Source organism: Piscibacillus halophilus (genome assembly GCF_900110685.1).
Lineage (GTDB): Bacteria > Bacillota > Bacilli > Bacillales > Alkalibacillaceae > Piscibacillus > Piscibacillus halophilus.
The window spans coordinates 1-20,480 of record NZ_FOES01000016.1 but is presented as its reverse complement, the minus strand read 5'-3'; the positions used below and the strand labels follow the sequence as shown (position 1 = coordinate 20,480).

Genomic DNA, 20,480 nt, shown 5'->3' with positions numbered 1-20,480 from the left:
GAGGTAAAATGCAACGCCCTAATCCTTAATTGAATTAGGGCGTTTTATTGCTTCCTTATAATCGTTGTCTTATTTAATCCTTATATCATATTGGCGCATCCAATAATCGATTTGGCAAAGATGCGCAATCAGTTGAGGTCCTTGCATGAGCTGACCATACCAAGGTTCTTTAAAGTCCGCACCTTCCGTTTCAACAAGCTTTTGCACTTTATCTTTTGACAATACTTCAAATAGTCGACTGTTAGGATCTTGAAGAATGTCATTCATCCAATTCATCACAAGTTCTGTATACTTCGGTTGGAATGTTTTCGGATACGGGTTTTTCTTACGATATAAAATATCATCAGGAAGCAACCCTTCTAAAGCTTTACGGAGCAATCCCTTCTCTAGTCCCCCAGCGTTCTTCATCTCCCATGGAACATTCCATACGTACTCTACTAAACGGTGATCTGCAAAAGGTACCCTCACCTCAAGCGTCGCGCCCATACTCATGCGATCTTTACGATCAAGTAGCTGAGACATAAACCAGTGCATATTTAAATAAAACATCTCTCTCCGCTTACGATCCAATTCGCTTTCTCCATCTAATAATGGTGTTTCAGCAATTGTATCTTCATAACGTTGCTGCACATAACTCTTTAGATTTAATTTTTCCTTCCATTCGGGTAAAAGTAATTCTTCTCGATGATCTAACGAACGAATCCACGGAAATCCATTATCTCCATTGGTATCAGGATTGTGGAACCACGGGTATCCTCCAAAGATCTCATCTGCACACTCTCCGGATAAGCTCACAGTTGTATCCTGCTTAATTTTGTGACAGAACCAAAGAAGGGATGAATCGACATCGGCCATCCCCGGTTGATCACGCAAAATAACCGATTCTTTCAATGTGTTAAACAGCTCTTCTTCTGTAATGATGCAATCTGTATGGTTTGTGTTAAATTGTTCTACCATGACTTTAATAAAATCACTGTCGGCAGAAGGTTGAAACACACTTTTCTCAAAATGCTGATCGTTCCCTTTATAGTCAATAGAATACGTTGGCAGTTGACCTTGATCTGTTTTCTTAAAATAGTTAGCTGCTATAGCTGTAATCGCACTTGAGTCAACGCCACCAGATAAAAACGTTGAAAGAGGCACATCAGAAACAAGCTGTCGTTCAACGGCGTCCACGAATAAGTGGCGAACTTTTTCTACTGTTTCTTCAAAAGAGTCTAGATGCTCTTCACTTTTCACATTCCAGTAGCGCCGTTTTTTCAAACCGTGACGAGTGACTAACATCGCATGACCCGGACGTAGTTCTTGAATTTGTGAAAAAATTCCGTGTCCTGGTGTTCTTGAAGGGCCAAGCCCAAATACTTCCGCTAATCCTTCCCTATCAACCGTTGGCGCAACGTCAGGATGTTCTAAAATAGCTTTTATTTCAGATCCGAATATAAGTTTTTGATCGACTTCTGCATAAAACAATGGCTTTACACCTAGTCGGTCACGCGCGATAAAGAGTTGGTTATGTTTTTCATCCCAAATTGCAAAAGCAAAAATTCCGTTCAAATAATCTAAACAATCTGGTCCCCAGTGGACATAAGCATTCAGCAACACTTCGGTATCACATGTCGTTTTAAATCGGTAACCTTTTTTCAGTAATTCTTTTTTTATGTCTTGCGTATTATACAATTCACCATTGTAAACAATGGTATAAGTATGGCCGACATGGTTCACAATCATCGGTTGCTTTCCATTCTCCACATCAATAACGGCTAAGCGCCTATGACCGAATGCAACATGTTGGTTAAAGTAATACCCTTCATCATCAGTCCCACGCTTAATAAGTTGATTGGTCATATTTTTAATAATCTGGTCGTGTTCCCGGTGATTAATGCCGTCCCATTCAATCCATCCGGTTATTCCGCACATATTGCCACTCCCTTTTCTGTGTAAAAATGCACTTATGGAGTATTATATGAAGGAGAGACTGGATGGTTCGTTATTTTAATAGACCATCTTATTTTTTATTGTTAAGATTAAAACTACCATATAATACATATAAAAAGTGGGTTGTCTAATGGACCAACGTTATTCGAAAGCACAATTCGCATCCATACTCGGTATTATCGCTAATTTGATATTAGCCGTTATTAAAGGGGTCGCAGGAGTATTTACAAATAGTAAGGCATTAATCGCCGACGCTTTTCATTCAGCTTCAGATGTCGTAAGCTCATTTGCAGTGTTAATCGGTATACGAGCTGCTAGAAAGCCACCTGACCCAGAACACCCATATGGTCACGGTAAAGCTGAAAATATCGCCACTTTAATCGTTTCCATTTTATTAATAGTCGTTGGTGTTGAAATTTTACTCGACTCCATTCAATCCATTTGGGATCGAACTACGGAAAACACGAGTACATATGCCCTTTACGTCGTTATTTTTTCTATATTAGTGAAAGAGGCCTTGTTTCAATATAAACATCGACTTGGCAAAAAAATTAATAGTCCTGCCATTATCGCGGACGCTTGGCACCATCGATCAGATGCTATCTCATCATTTATTGCGCTCGCAGGTATAGGCCTATCCATCCTGGGACGAGAGTACGACATTACGGCTTTACTTTACTTTGATCCCGTCGCTGGAAGTATGATCGCTGTACTTGTTATGTGGATGGGCTTTAAATTAGGAAAAGACGCCGTCCACGTGACCCTCGAAACAGTACTTGATGACGAAGAAACGAAGGAATTCTTTGAAACCACGATGACAGTTGGTGGCGTTGAACGAGTGGACATGCTAAACGCACGAAGCCACGGCTCTTACGTCATCATCGACGTCAAAATCAGCGTCGACCCTAATATCACCGTCGACCAAGGCCATAGCATCGCCGCCCGCGTTAAAGAACGCCTAATGGACCAGCATGCAGAAGTCCAAGATGTCTATGTTCACGTGAATCCTTATCATTAAGGTAGACCCCTTCTTATTTAGTGAGAGGGGGTTATCTTATGGGGTTCTATCGACATGTTTTCGATTTCTATGGGCATGTTTTTAAAATCTATAGTCATGTTTTCAAATTCTATAGACATGTTTTCAAATTCTATAGACATGTTTTCAAATTCTATAGACATGTTTTCAAATTCTATAGACATGTTTTTTAATTTTATCGTCATGTTTTTAATTTCTATAGATATGTTTCCTACTTCTATAAATGTTTCGGTTCTTTAAATAATCAAAATCAACAGCGTAATTAAAAGATAGCTTATACTTTGTATAACGCCGTGTCCCTAATTTAGGAAAATTACTTCTCCTTAGCATCGCTTTAGCGGTACTACTTGAACTGATCCCCGTAAATTTACGAAATTCACAGTTAGTAATCTCGTTTCCTATTAATAAGTAAAAATCTTTTAACGTAGTTCTATAGGCATCTGACGAACGAAATCCGCAATTCGAACAATCCCATCTTAAATTTCTTATCTTCATCCCAATTTCACCACAATTTGGACAAACCACTCCCGAAGCTAGTTCACTTTTATTAATACGTGTTCTTAAAAAAATATCTGAAACGTAATCTTTATGCTCTTTAATGAACTGACTACCCAACCATTTCATTTCACTTACACTTATACATGGTTTAGGATAACGACTTGAAATCTCTCGGATCTTACTAGTAAGTTTGGGGAGAGTGACTACTTTTTCTTTATAAATGGAATTCTCAGAAGAGGTTTTTAATAAAGTTTGGGAGTTGGTCATCGCAACGACCGTCTCGACAGGGATATGAGGAAAGCCTTTCGTTTGAAGCCACATTTCTAATTGATACTTCTGTTCTTCCACTTGAACTACAGGATCTTGATATACTTTGTCTTTATGCAACACTTGATTAAACTCATCATCAAATATAACTTGATCTCGATAGTTTTTCGCCTCAATTATAAGGAGAAAACGAGGAGTTAGTAACAAGAAATCCAACTGAAAATAATGACCATTATACTGCAAACGTAAATTATGTAAATCATCATGCTGAAAGTCTAATTTACTTATTGGAAAAACTAGTTGTGCTTCACCATAATATCCAGCTTGCTCACGAATTAACACGTCCCGTATGTTTTCAAAACTCGGGTGGTTAGGTGGAACCCTTCTTATAATAGACTCTAACTGAAGTAAATAAGGTGAGATCTGTAATTCTTTTAAAATCATTTAATCATTTTGATCTCCTTTCTCCATTAGATAATTTTATTATAAAAATTTTCTAGATTTTTGCAATATAAAAAGTGCAGCGGGCCTTGGCCTCTCTGCACTTTCGATCCTTACTTTACGGCCTCTTTTTCACGTTGTCTTAACTCGACGCGGCGAATTTTACCGGAGGTTGTTTTCGGCAATTCTTTGACAAACTCAACTTTTCTTGGATATTTATATGGAGCTGTTAATCGCTTCACGTGCTCTTGTAATTCTTCGACTAATCCATCACGGTTCGGGTCTATTTCATCTTTTAATACAATAAATGCTTTTACGACGGTTCCGCGGATTTCATCAGGGCTTGCGACCACAGCACATTCTTGTACGTCTGTATGTTTTACGAGTGCATCTTCTACTTCAAAAGGTCCAATCGTATAGCCTGAACTAATAATAATATCGTCACTACGGCCCTCGAACCAGAAATAGCCGTCTTCATCTTTCTTAGCCTGATCTCCCGTTAAATAGTAGTCACCTCGGTAGGCAGCTTGGGTACGTTCAGGGTCCTTGTAATACTCCTTAAACAACGCAGGCGTAGAACGGTGTACCGCAATATCACCAACTTCATCTACTCCAGCAGGCTCCCCGTCTTCATTAATAATTTCTACTCGGTTACCAGGTGTTGGTTTTCCCATGGAACCTGGACGAACCTCCATGTCTCTTGTAATTCCTACGAGTAAGGTGTTTTCCGTTTGACCATAACCATCACGCACGGTCACATCAAAATAACGACGGAACGTATCAATCACTTCACGGTTTAATGGTTCGCCAGCTGAAACGGCACTTTTCAAGTTCGATAAATCATATCGATCAAGCCCGTCAACCTTTGCCATCAAGCGGTATTCCGTAGGCGTACAGCACAAGGCATTCACCTTATAATCTTGCAACAATTGAAGGTATTTATTTGGAGAAAATTTTCCGTTATAAACTAATCCTGTTGCGCCTGAGCCTAAAATAGATAAAAACGGACTCCAAAGCCATTTAGCCCAACCTGGACCTGCCGTCGCCCATGCGACATCACCTTCTTCAACGCCAAGCCAATTAGCCGCTGAGGTCTTAAGGTGAGCATATCCCCAACCATGCGTATGTACGACACCTTTAGGATTACCCGTTGTTCCGGACGTATATGATAAAAACGCCATATCGTCACGTTGTGTATCTGCCATTTTAAACTGGTCGGAAGCGCGTTCCATTAATGTTTCTAAATGTAACCAATCATCGTGATCAGCTCCAACGACAAATCGTTGTAGATCATTCACACGAGTCACTTTTTCAAACTCTGAAACGTATGGATAATAGCTTACAACCGCTTTGGCTTCACCGTGCGATAAGCGGTAATCAATATCCTTTGCTCGCAACATTTCTGAACCAGGAATCACGACAATCCCTGCTTTTAATGCCGCAATATAAATTTGATATGCTTCAATTAAACGTGGAACAATAATAAAAACTTTGTCCCCTTTTTTCAACCCATTATCTAAGAAAGCGTTTGCAATTTTGTTAGCATTTTTAATTAATTCAACATAGGTAATATCTTTACGATTACCTTGTTCATCCTCCCAGAGAATCGCTTTACGACTACCTTCAGTCGCAAACTTTTCAAACTCCGATACGATGTTGTACTGATTTGGTGCAATTAATTCTTCTCTTTTCAATTCGATCCCCTCCGATAAACTTTATTTATACTTCACTAAATGCACTATATATTATAACAAAATTCAGAAAAATTTAAAATATCCGAACAGCGAACAAATCAAATAAAATTAATAGAAAATTATGTTAAACTAAATCTAATAGAAAGGGGTTTTTATAATGAAAAAAGTATATTCTACTAATCAAGCTCCAGCAGCTATTGGTCCATATTCTCAAGCTGTTGAAGTCGGAGACCTCGCCTTTATTTCCGGCCAAATTCCACTTGATCCCAACAGCATGGAAATAGTCAGTGATGACGTAGCCAAACAAACTGAACAAGTTATGAAAAATTTAGGTGCCATTCTTAAAGAAGCAGGCTTGGATTTTCAACATCTCGTTAAAACCACTATATTGCTCGACTCTATGGCCGATTTCGCTACAGTAAATGATGTGTATGCTAGTTTCTTGGAAGAACCATACCCTGCAAGAGCTGCCTTTGAAGTTAGCGAATTACCAAAAGGTGCTAAAGTTGAAATCGAAGCTGTAGCCACTAAAGCGTAGTCCTAATCTACGCTTTTCTCTCAATTATTAATCCAATTTTTTATCAAATGAGATTTACCCCATGCATATTTTTTATATAAAAAAGCCGTTTTATCGCCTTTCATCCTACTTATCTATGATTCTTTATAGTTTTAATCAAATTATAATCATTTTAATTTACAAGTTATTATTAATAGATTAATATATATATGTAATCATTTTAAGAGGAGGAATGATTCATGGTAGATAAGAAACGTCTAACCACTTCAAGCGGGGCCCCAGTCGGTGATAACCAAAACTCTATTACGGCTGGTCGTCGTGGCCCAACATTAATTCAAGATGTACATTTGCTAGAAAAACTAGCACACTTTGATCGTGAACGTATTCCGGAGCGTGTCGTACATGCAAAAGGTGCCGGAGCTTACGGTTACTTTGAGGTAACAAACGATGAGATTTCAAAGTATACAAAAGCTGATTTTCTAAGTGAAAAAGGTAAACGCACACCAATGTTCATCCGCTTCTCAACAGTTGCTGGTGAATTAGGCTCTGCAGATACAGTACGTGACCCTCGTGGTTTCGCGGTTAAATTTTATACACAAGAAGGTAACTATGATTTAGTAGGGAACAACACACCGATCTTCTTTATTCGTGATGCCATCAAATTCCCTGACTTTATCCATACACAAAAACGTAACCCACAAACGAACCTAAAAGATAAGAACATGGTTTGGGATTTCTGGTCTCATTCTCCAGAATCACTACACCAAGTGACTTACTTACATGGTGATCGTGGTATTCCAGCTACTTATCGTCATATGAACGGTTACGGAAGCCACACTTTCAAATGGGTTAATGAAAACGGTGAGCCTGTATGGGTTAAATATCACTTCGTTAGTGACCAAGGTGTTAAAGGTTTAGACCCTAAAGTTGCTGATGAACTAGCAGGTACCAACCCTGATTACCATACTGAAGACTTATTTAATGCAATTGAAGAAGGCGACTATCCTTCTTGGACATTATATGTTCAAATCATGCCTTATGAAGATGCGAAAACATACAAATGGGATCCATTTGATGTTACAAAAATTTGGTCATTAAAAGACTACCCTCGTATCGAAGTAGGTAAAATGGTACTTAACCGTAACCCTGAAAACTACTTCGCAGAGGTAGAACAAGCAGCGTTCTCACCTGCTCACTTTGTACCTGGGATCGAAGCATCACCAGACAAAATGTTACAAGGCCGTCTATTCTCATATTCTGATACACACCGCTATCGCTTAGGTGTAAACCATGAACAGATTCCGGTTAACCGTCCAGTAGCAGAGGTTAGCAACAACCAACGTGACGGTTACATGCGTGTAGATGGTAACGGTGGAAGCCATTACGCTTATGAGCCTAATAGCTATGATCATCTACCAAAAGAAGATTCATCAACTAAAATCGACCCATTCGAGGTTGAAGGTTGGGCTGACAGTGTCCCTTACGACCATGATGACCACTTCACTCAAGCTGGTGACTTATACCGCTTAATGAGTGCCGATGAAAAAGATCGTCTAATCGAAGCCATTGTTGGTCATATGCAACCAGTTGAAAGTGATGAAATTAAACTTCGTCAAATTGGCCACTTCTACAAAGCTGACCCTGAATACGGTGAGCGCGTGGCTGAAGGTTTAGGTCTACATGTACCTGAAGAGGTAAAAGCTTAATAGATTAATAAAATCCAGTCGTTATATAACGACTGGATTTTTTCATTATTAGGAAAGATAGTGTTTATTCTAGACAAAATCTCGCTTTTACTAGAAAAATTTTAAAAATTACTAGACCAACCAATTTCAAATTTCATCTCACTTTATATCCTTCTATCAACATATACATATAATGACAATCGTTTAGGAGGAGAAAAATGAGAAACCGACATAACCCAAATGCTCATAATAATCCTTATTATAACTACCCTTGGCATGACATCTATCGCACTTATCATACCGGTCACTTTCCAAGGCAAGAATACCCGGAAGTTGACCCGAGTTTGTTCAAAGAATCCGCAGAGGCTTTCCGTGAAATACTTTATGATGCTAGCGGAATCTTACAACGCCTTTCAGAATCGGAGGATTTTGCTTTTCAAGTGATGGATGCTGCACAAAAAGATGACGTAGAAAGAGTGAGGCAATTATTAGAATCGACTGGAATTCATAACAAAGTAGAGGTCGATTATAACCCGGACGGCATTAAGATGACCATGCAAACCGAAGTCGAAGGGGCTGACTGTTGTCATTTAACAATGGATTTGAGATGGTGATTTAAAAACAAGGTAAGAACACAACTTACCTTGTTTTATGTTTTCCTTCTATTATGAACAATTAATATCGCACAAATTAAAAATGTAATGGGGATTAACATAGAAATAAGCTCTCGATAAAGTGAATATGATATTGGCTGAATATATTCATGATAAGAATCAATTAAGATCCATCCAACAGGGAAAACGCTAAACGCACCAATAGCTGTTTTCCCCATAATTCGCTCTCCTCGTTCATCTTTACCCTCGCTGCCCCAGACAAACTTGAAGAATACATATATACTGATTAAGTAAACTAACGTCAAAAAACTTTGAAAACCTTCCAATATTATCCCTCCTTCTCATATCGAAAAATGTCATTTATATCACACTCAAATAAATATGCTAACTCGAATGCTAACTTTAACGAAGGATTATAGCGATTATTCTCTAAAGACACAATCGTTTGCCTGCTTACCCCTACTCGATCCGCAACTTCTTTTTGGGACCATTTATTTTCAGCACGTAAAACAGCTAATCGATTATGTAAAGTTCCATATGTTTTGTCAGCCAAATGCTTCCACCATCCAATATCTATATGTACCATTATCTTCTAATTATAGAGTAATATATTTTTTACATAAAGTAAACTATTTTTTACAAATGGAACACAAAAATAACCCTCTTATCTAAAAGGGTTATTTACTCACTTCAACTTTACTCACCGTATAACCTTCCATCTGTTTGACTAAAAATGATACGTTCTCATACTGAATGCTGTCTCCTTTTTTAAGGTCATGTTTTTCAGTTAACAACCAACCACCTAGTGTATCGACATCGGGAGCTTCAATATCTAAGTCGAACCAGTCATTCACTTCGCTAATCAAAGCACGTCCATCTACTAAGTAAACATTTCGCTCAATTTCTTGCAATAACTCTTCTTCATCTTGATCAAACTCATCTTGAATCTCTCCTACAATTTCTTCTAAAATATCTTCAACTGTAACTATTCCTGACGTACCACCATATTCGTCCACCAGTACAGCCATATGTATATGTTCCTTTTGCATCTTTTTAAGTAGTTCCTCAATAGGAATCGTTTCTATGACCCTTATAACTGGTTTGACGAACGGCTCAATCGTCTCGTTTTCAAAATCATAAATATCTAAAATGTTAGTGATCACCCTTTTGACATTGATCATACCCACAATGTGGTCGTGATCGCCTTCAATCACAGGGTAACGTGTAAACGTCGATTCACGAATTTCCTCTAAAAAATCTTGAACTGTGGTATCTTTTTCAAACGCTTCTACTTTCGTTCGGGGCACCATAATCTCTTTAGCTAATCGATTATCAAATTCGAAAATTCGATTGACATACTTGTATTCTGATTGATTAATTTCTCCGCTTTGATAGCTTTCTGATAAGATGATCCGTAGCTCTTCTTCTGAATGAGCTATTTCATGTTCAGATGCAGGACTGACGCCGAACATTCGAGTCAAAAGTCGAGCGGAACCATTTAATAACCAAATAAATGGAAACATAATCTTATAAAACCAAATCAATGGTCGAGAAGTCATTAACGCAACTTTTTCAGTCAATTGAATGGCAAAGGTTTTTGGCGCCAGTTCGCCGATGACAACATGTAAAAATGTAATAATTGCAAATGCTAGAATAAAGGAAAACAAATGAGATAATGAAGACGGCAATTCAAAATAATGAAACAACGGTCGCAAGAGGCTTTCGACAGTCGGTTCACCAATCCACCCAAGACCTAATGCCGTAATCGTGATCCCAAGCTGACATGCCGACAAGTAAGCGTCTAACTCACCTATTATTTTTTGAGCTGCAATAGCACGTTTATCTTCTTGTTCAACAAGATATTCAATTTTGCTACTCCTAACCTTTACAATCGCAAATTCTGATGCAACAAAAAAAGCAGTGAGAGCAATTAATAAAATAATTAAAAGTATGTATAGTAATGTCATGCTCATAATAGACTCATCAACTCCTACAAAACATCAAGCTTAGCTTTCCCATTCTATCGGATTTTATCAAGTGAAGGTTATGATATAATGAAAGTGGATTGAGTTCATTTTAAAGGGGAAGGAATATGATCTATCTATTTATTTTAATCGGCTTTTTTGTGGTGTCGCTCTTAATTCACTACATTCAAAACGGGTTGAATTTAAGCCGTGATTATAATTTTTACATTTTTGGTAGTGTACTAATCTTAAGCGTGCTCGCCTTTTTGTTCGGCTACTTTTTAGATTTTAAATATCATTTATTTTTCATGGGTTATGGGGCTTTATTTTTTATCGGCTCACTTATTAGTTTGGCAGTTTCCTATTGGTATAACGAACTTAGTTAGAAAAAGACCTCCACCCCTATTTAGGCAGAGGTCCTTGTCTTAATTCGCCACAATGGTTGCGACCATATCCATATGACCTTCTCCACATGGGACGCTACATCTCACGGTATATTCGCCTGGGTCCAAGTGAACGGTCTTACGTTCATCTCCTTGTAATTCAAAATCCTCCAACTCATCAATTGTGATTCCGTGCATTCCTTCTTTATTCAATAATTCAATCGTTATATCTCCTGATTCTACTTCATATGTTTCTTGATCAAAATCAAAGTTAGTTGCTTCTAAAATAATTTTGTCAGTTACCTCATGTGCGTCTTGATCTCCATTAGAGTCTTCTCCTCCACAAGCCGCTAAGGTCACCATTACGATTAAAGAGAAACTTAAAAACCATTTTTTCATCACTTACATCCTCCTAAATTTTTATTGTTTACCAAAACTTAAACCCTTTAGATCCTGGAGGGGCGTTTTGAATAATATCGATTATCGGAATCGTATAAGCAAATAAGATTAAAGCAAAGGCTACGCCTATCCATACCTTCCAATTTTCTAAAATTCGAGGAGGATTCAATGATTCGCCTGCCTCTTCTCCAATCGGAAATGCTTCTTGACCTTTTGGTGCAAAAAACGATAGATTAACCATTAAAATGAGATAGAGAATTAATGATATGAAAAGTAACGAACCACCAATCGCCATCCCCGTTTCATATGCACCCCAACCTGATGCAACAGAATGATCAAAGTAAGTGGTCACTTGAGTTCTCCTTGGGTTTCCTAAAAGGCCTGAGAAGTGCATCGCGCCTGACATGATCAACATACCTACAGTCCAAAGAATTGTTTGATAGATAGCGATTCCATTGAGCTGTTTTGTTAAGATGCGCCCTTTTAAGTGAGGAATGAGCCAATAACTAATACCGAAAAATGTTAAAGCGACTGTCGCTCCAATGGTCAGATGAAAATGGCCGGTAACCCAAATCGTGTTATGAACAACTTGGTTCATCTGGTTACTAGCGTTAATAATTCCTCCTGCTCCAGCAGGAATGAAGATAGTCATTCCCATGAATGGAGCAAAAAATCTAACATCTTTCCAAGGTAATTTTTTAAACCAACCGAATAAACCTTTTCCTCCGAGGCTACGTCCTCTCATTTCAAATGTCGCAAATAAAGCAAATGCCGTCATAAGCGAAGGAATGATTACGGCAAAGGTTAATACGACTTGAATAAACTTCCACTCATGACTAATGCCTGGTTCTAACAATTGATGGTGAAATCCAACTGGAATGGAGAATAAAATAAAGAGTAAAAATGCTAATCTAGCGAGTGAATCACTAAAGATTTTTCCACCAATGATTTTAGGAACAATGACGTACCAGGCCATATAAGCTGGCAATAACCAAAAGTAGACTAACGGATGACCGAAGTACCAGAATAGCGTTCGGCTAAGGGCAATATTGATTTCATCTACCCATCCGATCGACCAAGGGATAAACTGAAAAACAACGGTAAGCACCACACCAATCGTAGCAATCAACCAAAGTACTAAAGTGGCAACTGCCATAAAAGCGATAAGCGGACTTGTTTCGCCTGTGTGCTCTTTTTTCCAATGGTTATATTGGCGAATGATTGAAAATGAACCAAAGTAAGTTCCGACAATAATCATAGCTAATGCCACGTAAAACAGTGGATGAGCTTCTAGGGGTGCGTAAAACGTATAAAGGACTGTCGCTTCACCAAGCATAATCATGATGACTCCAAGAATCATCCCTACCACCATCATCCAGTACCCAATCCATGCAGAACGTCTTCTTCCTTCACTTAAAGCTCCTGTTGTTCTAACCACACTTGCATATAGAAAACCGAAGATAAAAAATGTCGTAAATACAATCGCCATTAACACACCATGTGCTGTTAAGATTTGATAATAATTAAGTGAAGGTGGCAGCGTAATCATCTCACTTCTCACTAACGTCTGAAGTAAACCGAATAACCCTCCAATCGCAATAGCTCCAAAGGCGATATAAAAATGTGCCATACTCAGCTTACTGTCTAATCGGTTCATCTACTTCACCTCCAATTCGGCACTCATCATGTGGTGACCGATTCCGCAATATTCATTACAAAGAATCAAATACTCACCTTTTTCATTGAACTTATATGTCATGGAATTCACATGACCCGGCGTCACCATCATATTGACACGCGTTCCTGCAATCTCAAATCCGTGAACGACATCAACTGACGTAACGATAAATTTAACGGTTGCCCCTTGTGGAATTTCAACTTTATTTGGGGTAAATCCAAATGATTGTAAAACCATAATTAGTTCGTACTCGTTGTCACCTATTTGATGTAACCCTGGTTCATCAAACGGTGGGGTTTCTTCTACTTTTTCTGGATCCAATTTTGTTAAATCACTGGGCGGTGCATGACCAGACGCAAAAGCTTGATACCCTACTGTTGATAAAAATGCAATGAGTGTCATTACACCAATCATTAGCCACACTTTTTCTAACTTATGCATGTGTATAACCTCCTTCTAAGACCTAACGTGATATGAATAGAAAATACACAGACAACCATGAACCAACAATAAAAGCCCCTACGAATAATACAGAAATAAAGGCACCGTACAATTTCTCATCATGAAGATTTGAACGCTTCATCAGCAGCCCTCCTTATCTCATGTTCTACCTTTATCTTATTGGTAAAATAATCTAAAGTTTGTGATTTAAATCACAAACTCAGGCGTTTTTGTTGACGAATTTGTGAAAAGTTTCACAAATGGAGCCAAAAATAAAACGCCTCATAAAAGGCGTTAATGAATCCAATATGTTTTTAATTGTTCATAATCTAAAATATGTATTTCCTTTCGATTATAGGTTATGATTTCTTCTTTTTTCAGTCGATTAAATACCCGATTGACCGTTTCACGAGATACGCCAATCATACTCGCTAACTCGGAGTTAGTAATAGGCAGCTGTAAATAAATTTCTCCTGTTGATTTTTTTACACCTAGTTCCTTTGCAAATCTCACTAACATCATCACAATTCGTCGGAATACATCTTGTGATTGAATCGTTTGCAGCCTTTCTTGTAATTCCAAAAGCTTCTTTCCAATCACACGCATGACTTTAATCGCCATACCAGGTTTCTCCATTAAAAGCCATTCAAATTCTTCAATTGGAACCCCAACAATTCGGACATCAGTTAAAGCAATAGCGGTCGCAGGGTAAGGGGTCTCATCGAAAAAACCAACATGCGGAAACATTTCATCTGAATGCAGTACATTAACGATTTGTTCATGTCCCTCAAGGTCAATTTTATACACTTTCACAAGACCTGTTCGAATAAAATAAACGGAATGTCGTTTTTCATTTTGACGAAAAATGGTCTCACCTTTTCTTAAATCCCGTTCTACAGAGATTTGTCTCAACCGATTCAATTCTTCTTCTGTTAAATCCGTAAAAATCGGAAACTGCCTAAAAAAAGACTCTGAACGAAACACCTTACTCCCCCTGACGTTTAAATTTTTTCAGTTGTCGCAACCAATCAAAACGTGATGGCAAACTCCATTGGTAAACGACAGAAAACATTCTAAGTATCACTATCGCAACAATTAATAAGATAAACTGCCACATCGTGGTTGCAAGCCCGAATCCAACAGCCATCGCTCCTAGTACAGCCCATATTGCATAGATCTCTTGATGGAGTACAAGTGGTTTTCGATCGGCTAACATATCACGGATGACACCTCCACCCGTGCCAGTCAACACCCCAGCTACAATCACAGCACTCATCGGATAACCTGCCATTACGGCAAACAGTGCTCCTTGAACAGCAAATGAAGCTAAACCAATTGCATCGAAGAAAACTCCCCACAACTTCTTAAATCCTAATACCCAGTGAAAAGGGATAAAAAACAAGAGTGTCATGGTTATAAACGCTACTGTAAAGAGTACATCCTGATTCCATATATCTGAAATCGGCAATCCTAGCAAAACATTTCGAATAATCCCGCCACCGAATGCCGTTACAAACCCTAATAAATAGACACCAAATAAATCAAATTCCTCTTCTAAAGCTACAATCGCTCCACTAATGGCGAATGCCATCGTACCTATGATGTTTAAAATGTCCCATGTCATCGCTTTGCACCTCCATTTGGTACAAAACTATCATAACAAAATTAAACTTGTTTGAAATATGAAAATGGGTTAATTCCATAAATATCTTTTATTCCCTTCACTTTCAATCATTTAGTTAGAGTGTGGCATTTTATATCTACTTTGGTATACTAACATCAACAACGATAAAGGAGCGTGATGGCTTATGATCATTGTATATAACCGAAAGTCTCATAGGAAACAGCGACAAAACAAGGGGGATGCTGCTTCTTAATAGTAAGCTTTATCCTCCTGTTATTTTAAAGGAGGAAAAGAAATTGTACGATTTATGTGAATTAGGATTTGACAATTACTTTCAAGAACTAGTAAAAGACACTCCATACACGATTGGACGTGTAGCTAAATCTTCAAATGGCATTTATCTCACATATTCAGTAAATGGTAAGTTTTATTGCGAAGTATCCGGTAGATTTTTTCACCGTACAGAAGACGCCCATGATTTTCCTTGTGTAGGCGATTGGGTACTTTTTGACTACACCACCGCAGACTCAAAAGGAATGATTCACCAAGTATTAAAACGTAAAAGCGTTTTATCACGTCATGCTGCCGGTAAAAAACAACAGGAGCAGCTAATGGCTGCGAATATTGACATTGTGTTTCTCGTAAGTGCACTAAATAACGATTTTAACCTTAGAAGAATGGAACGATTTTTAACACAAATATATGAAAGCGGAGCCTCTCCGGTATTCATTTTAACGAAGAAAGATTTATGTGAAGATGTCGATGAGAAAATAAGTGCTGTAGAAGAGATCGCAATGGGTGTTCCAATATTAAGTGTGGATGCTCTTCATAATGAAGGAATGGATCAACTTTTCCCATTCCTAAAAAAGGGCCAAACGATTTCACTACTTGGTTCTTCAGGTGTCGGTAAATCAACATTAATAAACCGACTTCTCGGAGAAGAGGTTCAGAAAACCCAAAGTATCAGAGAAGATGATGCAAAAGGGCGTCATACGACCACACAACGAGAACTATTCATTTTACCAAGCGGTGGAATTATTATCGACACACCAGGAATGAGAGAGTTGCAACTTTGGTCAAGTGAAGATGCAGCAAGTCAAACGTTTCAAGATATTGAGGAACTTGAAAAGCAATGCAAATTTCGTGATTGTCGCCATAGTTCAGAACCTGGCTGTGCAGTAAAAAAAGCCATTGAAACTGGAGAACTTTCCGAAGAACGGTACAAAAGTTTCCTTAAACTTCAACGTGAAGCTAAGTTTCTCGACCTTAAGAAAAAGTACGGAAGTCAAAGAGCAAGTCGTATTCAAGCTGATGAAATCTTAAAAGGGAAATGGTAAAGTGTTATACTAGGCATAACTAAAACGGATATTTTAAACACATGTTGAAGTAATTAAAATAAAGGAAAATCCGAGCTAATTCGAATTCTAGCTTTAGAGTCTCGAATCTTGGTTCGGATTTTCCTTTATTTAAAATCTTTATTTATTATTGTTTTTTAAGATTCGTCGCATAGCGTTCATCGTTGATAAGTGTAATGCATCATGTGCCGATAAAAATTGAATTGCCTCTCCTAAAGTGTTCATTCCCATAAACTCTTTCTTAAGTGGAGTATCAAGCTTTCCTTTGATTAATTCTTCTAATTCTTCCGGCTGTCTTCTCAATTTTTCTTTTATTTCTTCCATCGCAGGCGGCTCTTCTTTCCAATCAGCTGGACTACTGCCACGAGGAAACATCATATGGTATTTTTCAGAAAGCTGACGTTCCGTACCCAAAGCTGAGGCAACAACATCATCAAACCCAACTAATAGGTGTCCAGCATTCCAGCGTATATTATTTTTAAAAGGTTCAGGAATCTCGTCATAATGTTCTTCAGGTACTATATCAATGAATCCTACCACCCAACTGCGCCACAATTTCCATTGATTTAACACCGTTTCTTCATGCATCATCGTTTTCTCACTCATCTAACCACTCCTTTTTATAAATAAAGTTCTACAACGGAAGTGGTTATCCTGCATATGAAAATAAAAAGTAAGGGGATCGTCCAAATCTAAAGAGTGAAGATGTCGCCTGATGGTGCCATTTAACTTTTAAAATAAAAGGCTGCCCCATAAGTCACTACTCATGACTTTGGGGACAGCCCTTCATTAATCTAATATTCGATTGTTTTCATCAACATCACTGACATGTTTTTGCTCTCGGTTTTCATATTTAGAGACATAACCGTCGCCACCACAAACCGTACATGTGTAATGCCATTCTTCATCATCCATTAAAAGTCCACTACCTTCACAAGCCTTACATCTGAATTCTTGAGAGCCCATTTAAACCCCACTTTCTTGTTTTTTCTTGATCCAATTAATTACGCCACCTTCTAGTATTATGTCCAGATGCCTGCTTGTTAAACTGTGTTTCACTCGGATTTTCTCATCCTTACCTTTAATGCTAATTTCAAATTCATGATTGTTTCGAACCTTGTCACGTACATTTTCAAACACTAACACGTCACCTGATTCAATTTTGTCATAATCGCTTTCGTCGACAAATTGAATTGGTAAAACACCGAAGTTAATTAAGTTTTGTAAATGAATACGAGCAAAATCTTTTACAAGCACGGCTTTTAAACCTAAGAAGCGTGGGGCTAATGCTGCGTGTTCACGAGATGAACCTTGCCCGTAGTTAAAACCACCAACAACAGCGTGACCACCTTCATCTCTCTGTTTCATCGCCCGTTCATAATAGGTGTCATCGACAATTTCAAATGTAAACGTACTGATTCTTTGAAGGTTACTACGATATGGTAGTACGCGTGAACCACCAGCTAAAATCTCGTCTGTCGATATATTGTCACCCATTTTAAGTAACACTGGTATTTCAAAGTTATCCTCAATAGGAGCTAAATTCGGGATCGACTTAATGTTAGGACCTTTTTCTAGTTCTACACTCAACCCTTCTGCTGGATCGATTGGCTCCTCTAACATACCTTGATCTTTCTCAAAATCAACTTTTGGTTCTTTGATTCTTGGGTAATCCATATCTAACGTTCTTGGATCTGTAATAACACCTGTTAATGCGGATGCTGCAGCCGTTTCCGGGCTACATAAGAAAACACTGTCCTCTTTTGTTCCTGAACGACCAGGGAAGTTACGAGGCGTTGTTCTTAAACTGTTTCGCCCTGAAGCTGGTGCCTGCCCCATTCCGATACAACCGTTACAACCCGCTTGGTGTAATCGTCCACCTGCGCTTAGTAAACTTGCGATATGTCCTTCATCCACTAATTGAGTTAAAATTTGACGTGAGGATGGATTAATATCAAAAGAAACACCGTTGGCCACGTGTTTTCCTTTCACAATTTCAGCCGCAACAGCAAAATCTCTGTAACCTGGATTTGCTGATGAACCTATATAAGATTGATAAATCGTTTCACCTGCTACTTCACTAACTGGAACGACATTACCAGGACTAGAAGGTTTAGCAATTAATGGCTCTAGAGTTGATAAGTCAATCTCATCATGAAGATCATATTCGGCACCGCGGTCTGCTGTAATCTCTTGCCAGTCCTCTTCTCGACCTTGTTGCTTCAAGAAACGCTTAACCTCATTATCAGATGGAAATACTGTAGCTGTTGCTCCAAGCTCAGCTCCCATATTTGCAATGACGTGACGATCCATAGCTGATAAGTCTTTTAAACCAGGGCCGTAATATTCAATGATTTTACCAACGCCACCTTTTACATCGTGACGACGTAGCATTTCTAAAATGACATCTTTAGCACTTACCCAATCTGGTAATTTACCCGTTAATTTCACGCCCCAAATTTGAGGCATTTTAACGTAAAACGGTTCACCTGCGATTGCCATCGCAACGTCAATACCTCCAGCCCCCATCGCAAGCATTCCCATACAGCCATTCGCACACGTATGACTATCAGAACCTAATAACGTACGACCTGGCTTACACAATTTTTGCATATGAACAGGGTGACTGACACCGTTACCTGGACGGCTGAAATAAAGCCCAAACCTTTTCGCCGCACTACGTAAGAACAAATGATCATCAGGATTACGGTGATCGGATTGAATTAAGTTATGGTCAACATACTGAGCTGACGCTTCAGTCTTAGCACGGTCAACTCCCATCGCCTCAAGTTCAAGCATGACCATTGTACCAGTTGCATCTTGTGTCAAGGTTTGATCAATCTTTAGACCAATTTCTGTCCCTGGTTTCATTTCACCAGAAACAAGATGCTCTTGAATCAATTTCTGAGCTACATTCAATTTCATTTGAAAACTCCTTTCCATATTCTCCGTACATATCCACGTTATTTAAAAACGTTTCTATGTAAAATTTACCCTAAATGGTTCCAAAACAAACTAATCGATAGTTATAACAATGTTTATTTTGTACAAAAGCGACATTTTTACACCGAAAAATAGTGACATTGTAGGATTTTCTCAAAAAAGGTTTACGAACATGTGTTCGTGTTTTATAATGTGGACAACCACCTATTTAGTGGAATAATTTGGAGGTGTTCAACATGGACGGTTCTGCGTACATCCTAATATTGTTCGCCTTTGGTTCTTTTATCATTGGATTAATCTCGCTCATCGTACAGATTATTTTGGCAATCACAAAGAAAAAATAACGTTGTATTTATAGAGGAAATTGTTTACAATTAATTAACTTCAACTTTAGATGAACCTAAAATAAACTTTAGGAGGCAATTATGCTAAATCATGTATGTGTGATGTCGGTAAGAGTGAAAAATCTAGAAGAGTCAGTAGCTTTTTATACTAAGGTATTAGGGTTCGAGGTTAATCAATATTATGGCGAGAAGATTGTAAGTCTAAAGCATGCTAACATCCCGATCGTACTTGAGGAACATCACGATTTAGACATAAACAATAATGTTGTGCTTGGTATTCAGTCAGAGAACCTTGATGAAGACATGTTGTGACCGTCAAGTAAAATTGAACACTTTTTGCTAATTAATTTTGTACACTTTCTTCCTCAAAAATGGAAGTTCTGTTCTTCATTCGATAACTATCTCCACTTAATTGAATCACCTCCGCTCGATGCACTATCCGATCAAGGACAGCCGTTGTTATGGCAGGATCACCTAGAAGTTCTCCCCAATCACTTGGACCTTTATTTGATGTTAATATGATGGAAGCTGAATTATATAAATCATTGATTAAGTGAAAAAAGAGATTAGCTTCTTTCTGATCCATAGCCATAAACATTAAATCATCAATAATCACAAGGTTCGAATCACGAAGGCGTTTCAATCTTATCTGTGATTTTCTA

The 20,480-nt window shown here is 38.2% G+C and carries 24 protein-coding genes; 8 read left to right on the top strand and 16 right to left on the bottom strand.

Annotated elements, in window-relative coordinates; translation table 11 throughout:
- Positions 1 to 69: 69 nt before the first annotated feature.
- Positions 70 to 1,917, bottom strand: a complete 1,848-nt coding sequence (gene asnB / locus BMY57_RS08705; RefSeq protein WP_091773630.1) for an asparagine synthase (glutamine-hydrolyzing) — start codon at positions 1,915 to 1,917, stop codon at positions 70 to 72.
- Positions 1,918 to 2,065: 148 nt separating this feature from the next.
- Here asnB and BMY57_RS08700 point away from each other — a divergent pair, with 148 nt between their 5' ends.
- Positions 2,066 to 2,953, top strand: coding sequence for a cation diffusion facilitator family transporter (locus BMY57_RS08700; RefSeq protein WP_091773629.1), 888 nt, complete (start codon positions 2,066 to 2,068; stop codon positions 2,951 to 2,953).
- A 207-nt stretch (positions 2,954 to 3,160) separates the two neighbouring features.
- Here BMY57_RS08700 and BMY57_RS08690 read toward each other — a convergent pair whose 3' ends face one another.
- Positions 3,161 to 4,180: a nuclease-related domain-containing protein gene (locus BMY57_RS08690; protein WP_091773627.1), complete on the bottom strand. Its 1,020-nt coding sequence runs from the start codon at positions 4,178 to 4,180 to the stop codon at positions 3,161 to 3,163.
- A 110-nt stretch (positions 4,181 to 4,290) separates the two neighbouring features.
- Positions 4,291 to 5,871, bottom strand: a complete 1,581-nt coding sequence (mbcS, locus tag BMY57_RS08685; protein WP_091773626.1) for an acyl-CoA synthetase MbcS — start codon at positions 5,869 to 5,871, stop codon at positions 4,291 to 4,293.
- Positions 5,872 to 6,028: 157 nt separating this feature from the next.
- On the opposite strand from mbcS, the gene BMY57_RS08680 reads away from it, so the two are divergent.
- The 3 genes from BMY57_RS08680 to BMY57_RS08670 all read left to right on the top strand — a co-directional run bounded on the left by BMY57_RS08680 (position 6,029) and on the right by BMY57_RS08670 (position 8,687).
- Positions 6,029 to 6,409 carry a RidA family protein gene (locus BMY57_RS08680; RefSeq protein WP_091773625.1) on the top strand — a complete coding sequence of 127 codons (381 nt, stop codon included), beginning with the start codon at positions 6,029 to 6,031 and terminating at the stop codon, positions 6,407 to 6,409.
- Positions 6,410 to 6,627: 218 nt separating this feature from the next.
- Entirely contained in the window at positions 6,628 to 8,094 is a 1,467-nt protein-coding gene (locus BMY57_RS08675; protein ID WP_091773624.1) for a catalase, read from the top strand.
- Positions 8,095 to 8,291: 197 nt separating this feature from the next.
- Entirely contained in the window at positions 8,292 to 8,687 is a 396-nt protein-coding gene (locus tag BMY57_RS08670; protein WP_091773623.1) for a YuzC family spore coat inner layer protein, read from the top strand.
- 35 nt (positions 8,688 to 8,722) lie between these two features.
- On the opposite strand, the gene BMY57_RS08665 is transcribed toward BMY57_RS08670, so the two are convergent.
- The 3 genes from BMY57_RS08665 to BMY57_RS08655 form a co-directional block, all read right to left on the bottom strand.
- A complete protein-coding gene (locus tag BMY57_RS08665) occupies positions 8,723 to 9,013 on the bottom strand; it encodes a hypothetical protein (RefSeq protein ID WP_091773622.1) in 291 nt (96 codons plus the stop codon).
- 2 nt (positions 9,014 to 9,015) lie between these two features.
- Positions 9,016 to 9,240, bottom strand: coding sequence for a helix-turn-helix transcriptional regulator (locus BMY57_RS08660; protein ID WP_246247155.1), 225 nt, complete (start codon positions 9,238 to 9,240; stop codon positions 9,016 to 9,018).
- 124 nt (positions 9,241 to 9,364) lie between these two features.
- Positions 9,365 to 10,654: a hemolysin family protein gene (locus BMY57_RS08655; RefSeq protein ID WP_091773661.1), complete on the bottom strand. Its 1,290-nt coding sequence runs from the start codon at positions 10,652 to 10,654 to the stop codon at positions 9,365 to 9,367.
- 125 nt (positions 10,655 to 10,779) lie between these two features.
- Between BMY57_RS08655 and BMY57_RS08650 the strand changes: the two genes are divergently transcribed.
- Positions 10,780 to 11,037, top strand: a complete 258-nt coding sequence (locus BMY57_RS08650) for a hypothetical protein (protein WP_091773620.1) — start codon at positions 10,780 to 10,782, stop codon at positions 11,035 to 11,037.
- A gap of 39 nt (positions 11,038 to 11,076) precedes the next feature.
- Here BMY57_RS08650 and BMY57_RS08645 read toward each other — a convergent pair whose 3' ends face one another.
- The 6 genes from BMY57_RS08645 to BMY57_RS08625 form a co-directional block, all read right to left on the bottom strand.
- Positions 11,077 to 11,433: a cupredoxin domain-containing protein gene (locus tag BMY57_RS08645; protein ID WP_091773619.1), complete on the bottom strand. Its 357-nt coding sequence runs from the start codon at positions 11,431 to 11,433 to the stop codon at positions 11,077 to 11,079.
- 28 nt (positions 11,434 to 11,461) lie between these two features.
- Positions 11,462 to 13,090 carry a b(o/a)3-type cytochrome-c oxidase subunit 1 gene (locus BMY57_RS08640; protein WP_091773618.1) on the bottom strand — a complete coding sequence of 543 codons (1,629 nt, stop codon included), beginning with the start codon at positions 13,088 to 13,090 and terminating at the stop codon, positions 11,462 to 11,464.
- Complete coding sequence (locus tag BMY57_RS08635; RefSeq protein ID WP_091773617.1) at positions 13,091 to 13,558, bottom strand: cytochrome c oxidase subunit II; 468 nt, start codon at positions 13,556 to 13,558, stop codon at positions 13,091 to 13,093.
- A gap of 16 nt (positions 13,559 to 13,574) precedes the next feature.
- Positions 13,575 to 13,694 carry a cytochrome c oxidase subunit 2A gene (locus tag BMY57_RS15870; protein ID WP_143063808.1) on the bottom strand — a complete coding sequence of 40 codons (120 nt, stop codon included), beginning with the start codon at positions 13,692 to 13,694 and terminating at the stop codon, positions 13,575 to 13,577.
- A gap of 152 nt (positions 13,695 to 13,846) precedes the next feature.
- Positions 13,847 to 14,536, bottom strand: a complete 690-nt coding sequence (locus tag BMY57_RS08630; RefSeq protein WP_091773616.1) for a Crp/Fnr family transcriptional regulator — start codon at positions 14,534 to 14,536, stop codon at positions 13,847 to 13,849.
- A gap of 1 nt (position 14,537) precedes the next feature.
- Positions 14,538 to 15,176, bottom strand: coding sequence for a trimeric intracellular cation channel family protein (locus tag BMY57_RS08625; protein ID WP_091773615.1), 639 nt, complete (start codon positions 15,174 to 15,176; stop codon positions 14,538 to 14,540).
- A gap of 296 nt (positions 15,177 to 15,472) precedes the next feature.
- On the opposite strand from BMY57_RS08625, the gene rsgA reads away from it, so the two are divergent.
- Entirely contained in the window at positions 15,473 to 16,513 is a 1,041-nt protein-coding gene (gene rsgA, locus BMY57_RS08620) for a ribosome small subunit-dependent GTPase A (RefSeq protein WP_256205282.1), read from the top strand.
- A 138-nt stretch (positions 16,514 to 16,651) separates the two neighbouring features.
- On the opposite strand, the gene BMY57_RS08615 is transcribed toward rsgA, so the two are convergent.
- The 3 genes from BMY57_RS08615 to BMY57_RS08610 form a co-directional block, all read right to left on the bottom strand.
- Complete coding sequence (locus BMY57_RS08615) at positions 16,652 to 17,137, bottom strand: DinB family protein (RefSeq protein ID WP_091773613.1); 486 nt, start codon at positions 17,135 to 17,137, stop codon at positions 16,652 to 16,654.
- Positions 17,138 to 17,320: 183 nt separating this feature from the next.
- A complete protein-coding gene (locus BMY57_RS16085) occupies positions 17,321 to 17,497 on the bottom strand; it encodes a hypothetical protein (protein ID WP_175614439.1) in 177 nt (58 codons plus the stop codon).
- Complete coding sequence (locus BMY57_RS08610; RefSeq protein WP_091773612.1) at positions 17,498 to 19,456, bottom strand: aconitate hydratase; 1,959 nt, start codon at positions 19,454 to 19,456, stop codon at positions 17,498 to 17,500.
- Between the two features lie 254 nt (positions 19,457 to 19,710).
- On the opposite strand from BMY57_RS08610, the gene BMY57_RS15865 reads away from it, so the two are divergent.
- Together BMY57_RS15865 and BMY57_RS08605 are read left to right on the top strand one after the other, a co-directional pair.
- Entirely contained in the window at positions 19,711 to 19,818 is a 108-nt protein-coding gene (locus tag BMY57_RS15865) for a putative holin-like toxin (protein WP_143063807.1), read from the top strand.
- A gap of 81 nt (positions 19,819 to 19,899) precedes the next feature.
- Complete coding sequence (locus BMY57_RS08605) at positions 19,900 to 20,130, top strand: VOC family protein (RefSeq protein WP_091773611.1); 231 nt, start codon at positions 19,900 to 19,902, stop codon at positions 20,128 to 20,130.
- A gap of 31 nt (positions 20,131 to 20,161) precedes the next feature.
- On the opposite strand, the gene BMY57_RS08600 is transcribed toward BMY57_RS08605, so the two are convergent.
- Positions 20,162 to 20,480 (bottom strand): ATP-binding protein (locus BMY57_RS08600; protein WP_177176360.1); only part of this gene is annotated, 319 nt, incomplete at its 5' end.

Coding starts and splice junctions, on each gene's coding strand:
- BMY57_RS16085 (WP_175614439.1), bottom strand. CDS start 17,497: ATGGGCTCTCAAGAATTCAGATGTAAGGCTTGTGAAGGTAGTGGACTT.
- BMY57_RS08625 (WP_091773615.1), bottom strand. CDS start 15,176: ATGACATGGGACATTTTAAACATCATAGGTACGATGGCATTCGCCATT.
- BMY57_RS08700 (WP_091773629.1), top strand. CDS start 2,066: ATGGACCAACGTTATTCGAAAGCACAATTCGCATCCATACTCGGTATT.
- BMY57_RS08690 (WP_091773627.1), bottom strand. CDS start 4,180: ATGATTTTAAAAGAATTACAGATCTCACCTTATTTACTTCAGTTAGAG.
- BMY57_RS15870 (WP_143063808.1), bottom strand. CDS start 13,694: ATGAAGCGTTCAAATCTTCATGATGAGAAATTGTACGGTGCCTTTATT.
- BMY57_RS08650 (WP_091773620.1), top strand. CDS start 10,780: ATGATCTATCTATTTATTTTAATCGGCTTTTTTGTGGTGTCGCTCTTA.
- BMY57_RS08605 (WP_091773611.1), top strand. CDS start 19,900: ATGCTAAATCATGTATGTGTGATGTCGGTAAGAGTGAAAAATCTAGAA.
- BMY57_RS08645 (WP_091773619.1), bottom strand. CDS start 11,433: ATGAAAAAATGGTTTTTAAGTTTCTCTTTAATCGTAATGGTGACCTTA.
- BMY57_RS15865 (WP_143063807.1), top strand. CDS start 19,711: ATGGACGGTTCTGCGTACATCCTAATATTGTTCGCCTTTGGTTCTTTT.
- BMY57_RS08615 (WP_091773613.1), bottom strand. CDS start 17,137: ATGAGTGAGAAAACGATGATGCATGAAGAAACGGTGTTAAATCAATGG.
- BMY57_RS08680 (WP_091773625.1), top strand. CDS start 6,029: ATGAAAAAAGTATATTCTACTAATCAAGCTCCAGCAGCTATTGGTCCA.
- BMY57_RS08670 (WP_091773623.1), top strand. CDS start 8,292: ATGAGAAACCGACATAACCCAAATGCTCATAATAATCCTTATTATAAC.
- BMY57_RS08655 (WP_091773661.1), bottom strand. CDS start 10,654: ATGACATTACTATACATACTTTTAATTATTTTATTAATTGCTCTCACT.
- BMY57_RS08640 (WP_091773618.1), bottom strand. CDS start 13,090: ATGAACCGATTAGACAGTAAGCTGAGTATGGCACATTTTTATATCGCC.
- asnB (WP_091773630.1), bottom strand. CDS start 1,917: ATGTGCGGAATAACCGGATGGATTGAATGGGACGGCATTAATCACCGG.
- BMY57_RS08675 (WP_091773624.1), top strand. CDS start 6,628: ATGGTAGATAAGAAACGTCTAACCACTTCAAGCGGGGCCCCAGTCGGT.
- BMY57_RS08610 (WP_091773612.1), bottom strand. CDS start 19,456: ATGAAATTGAATGTAGCTCAGAAATTGATTCAAGAGCATCTTGTTTCT.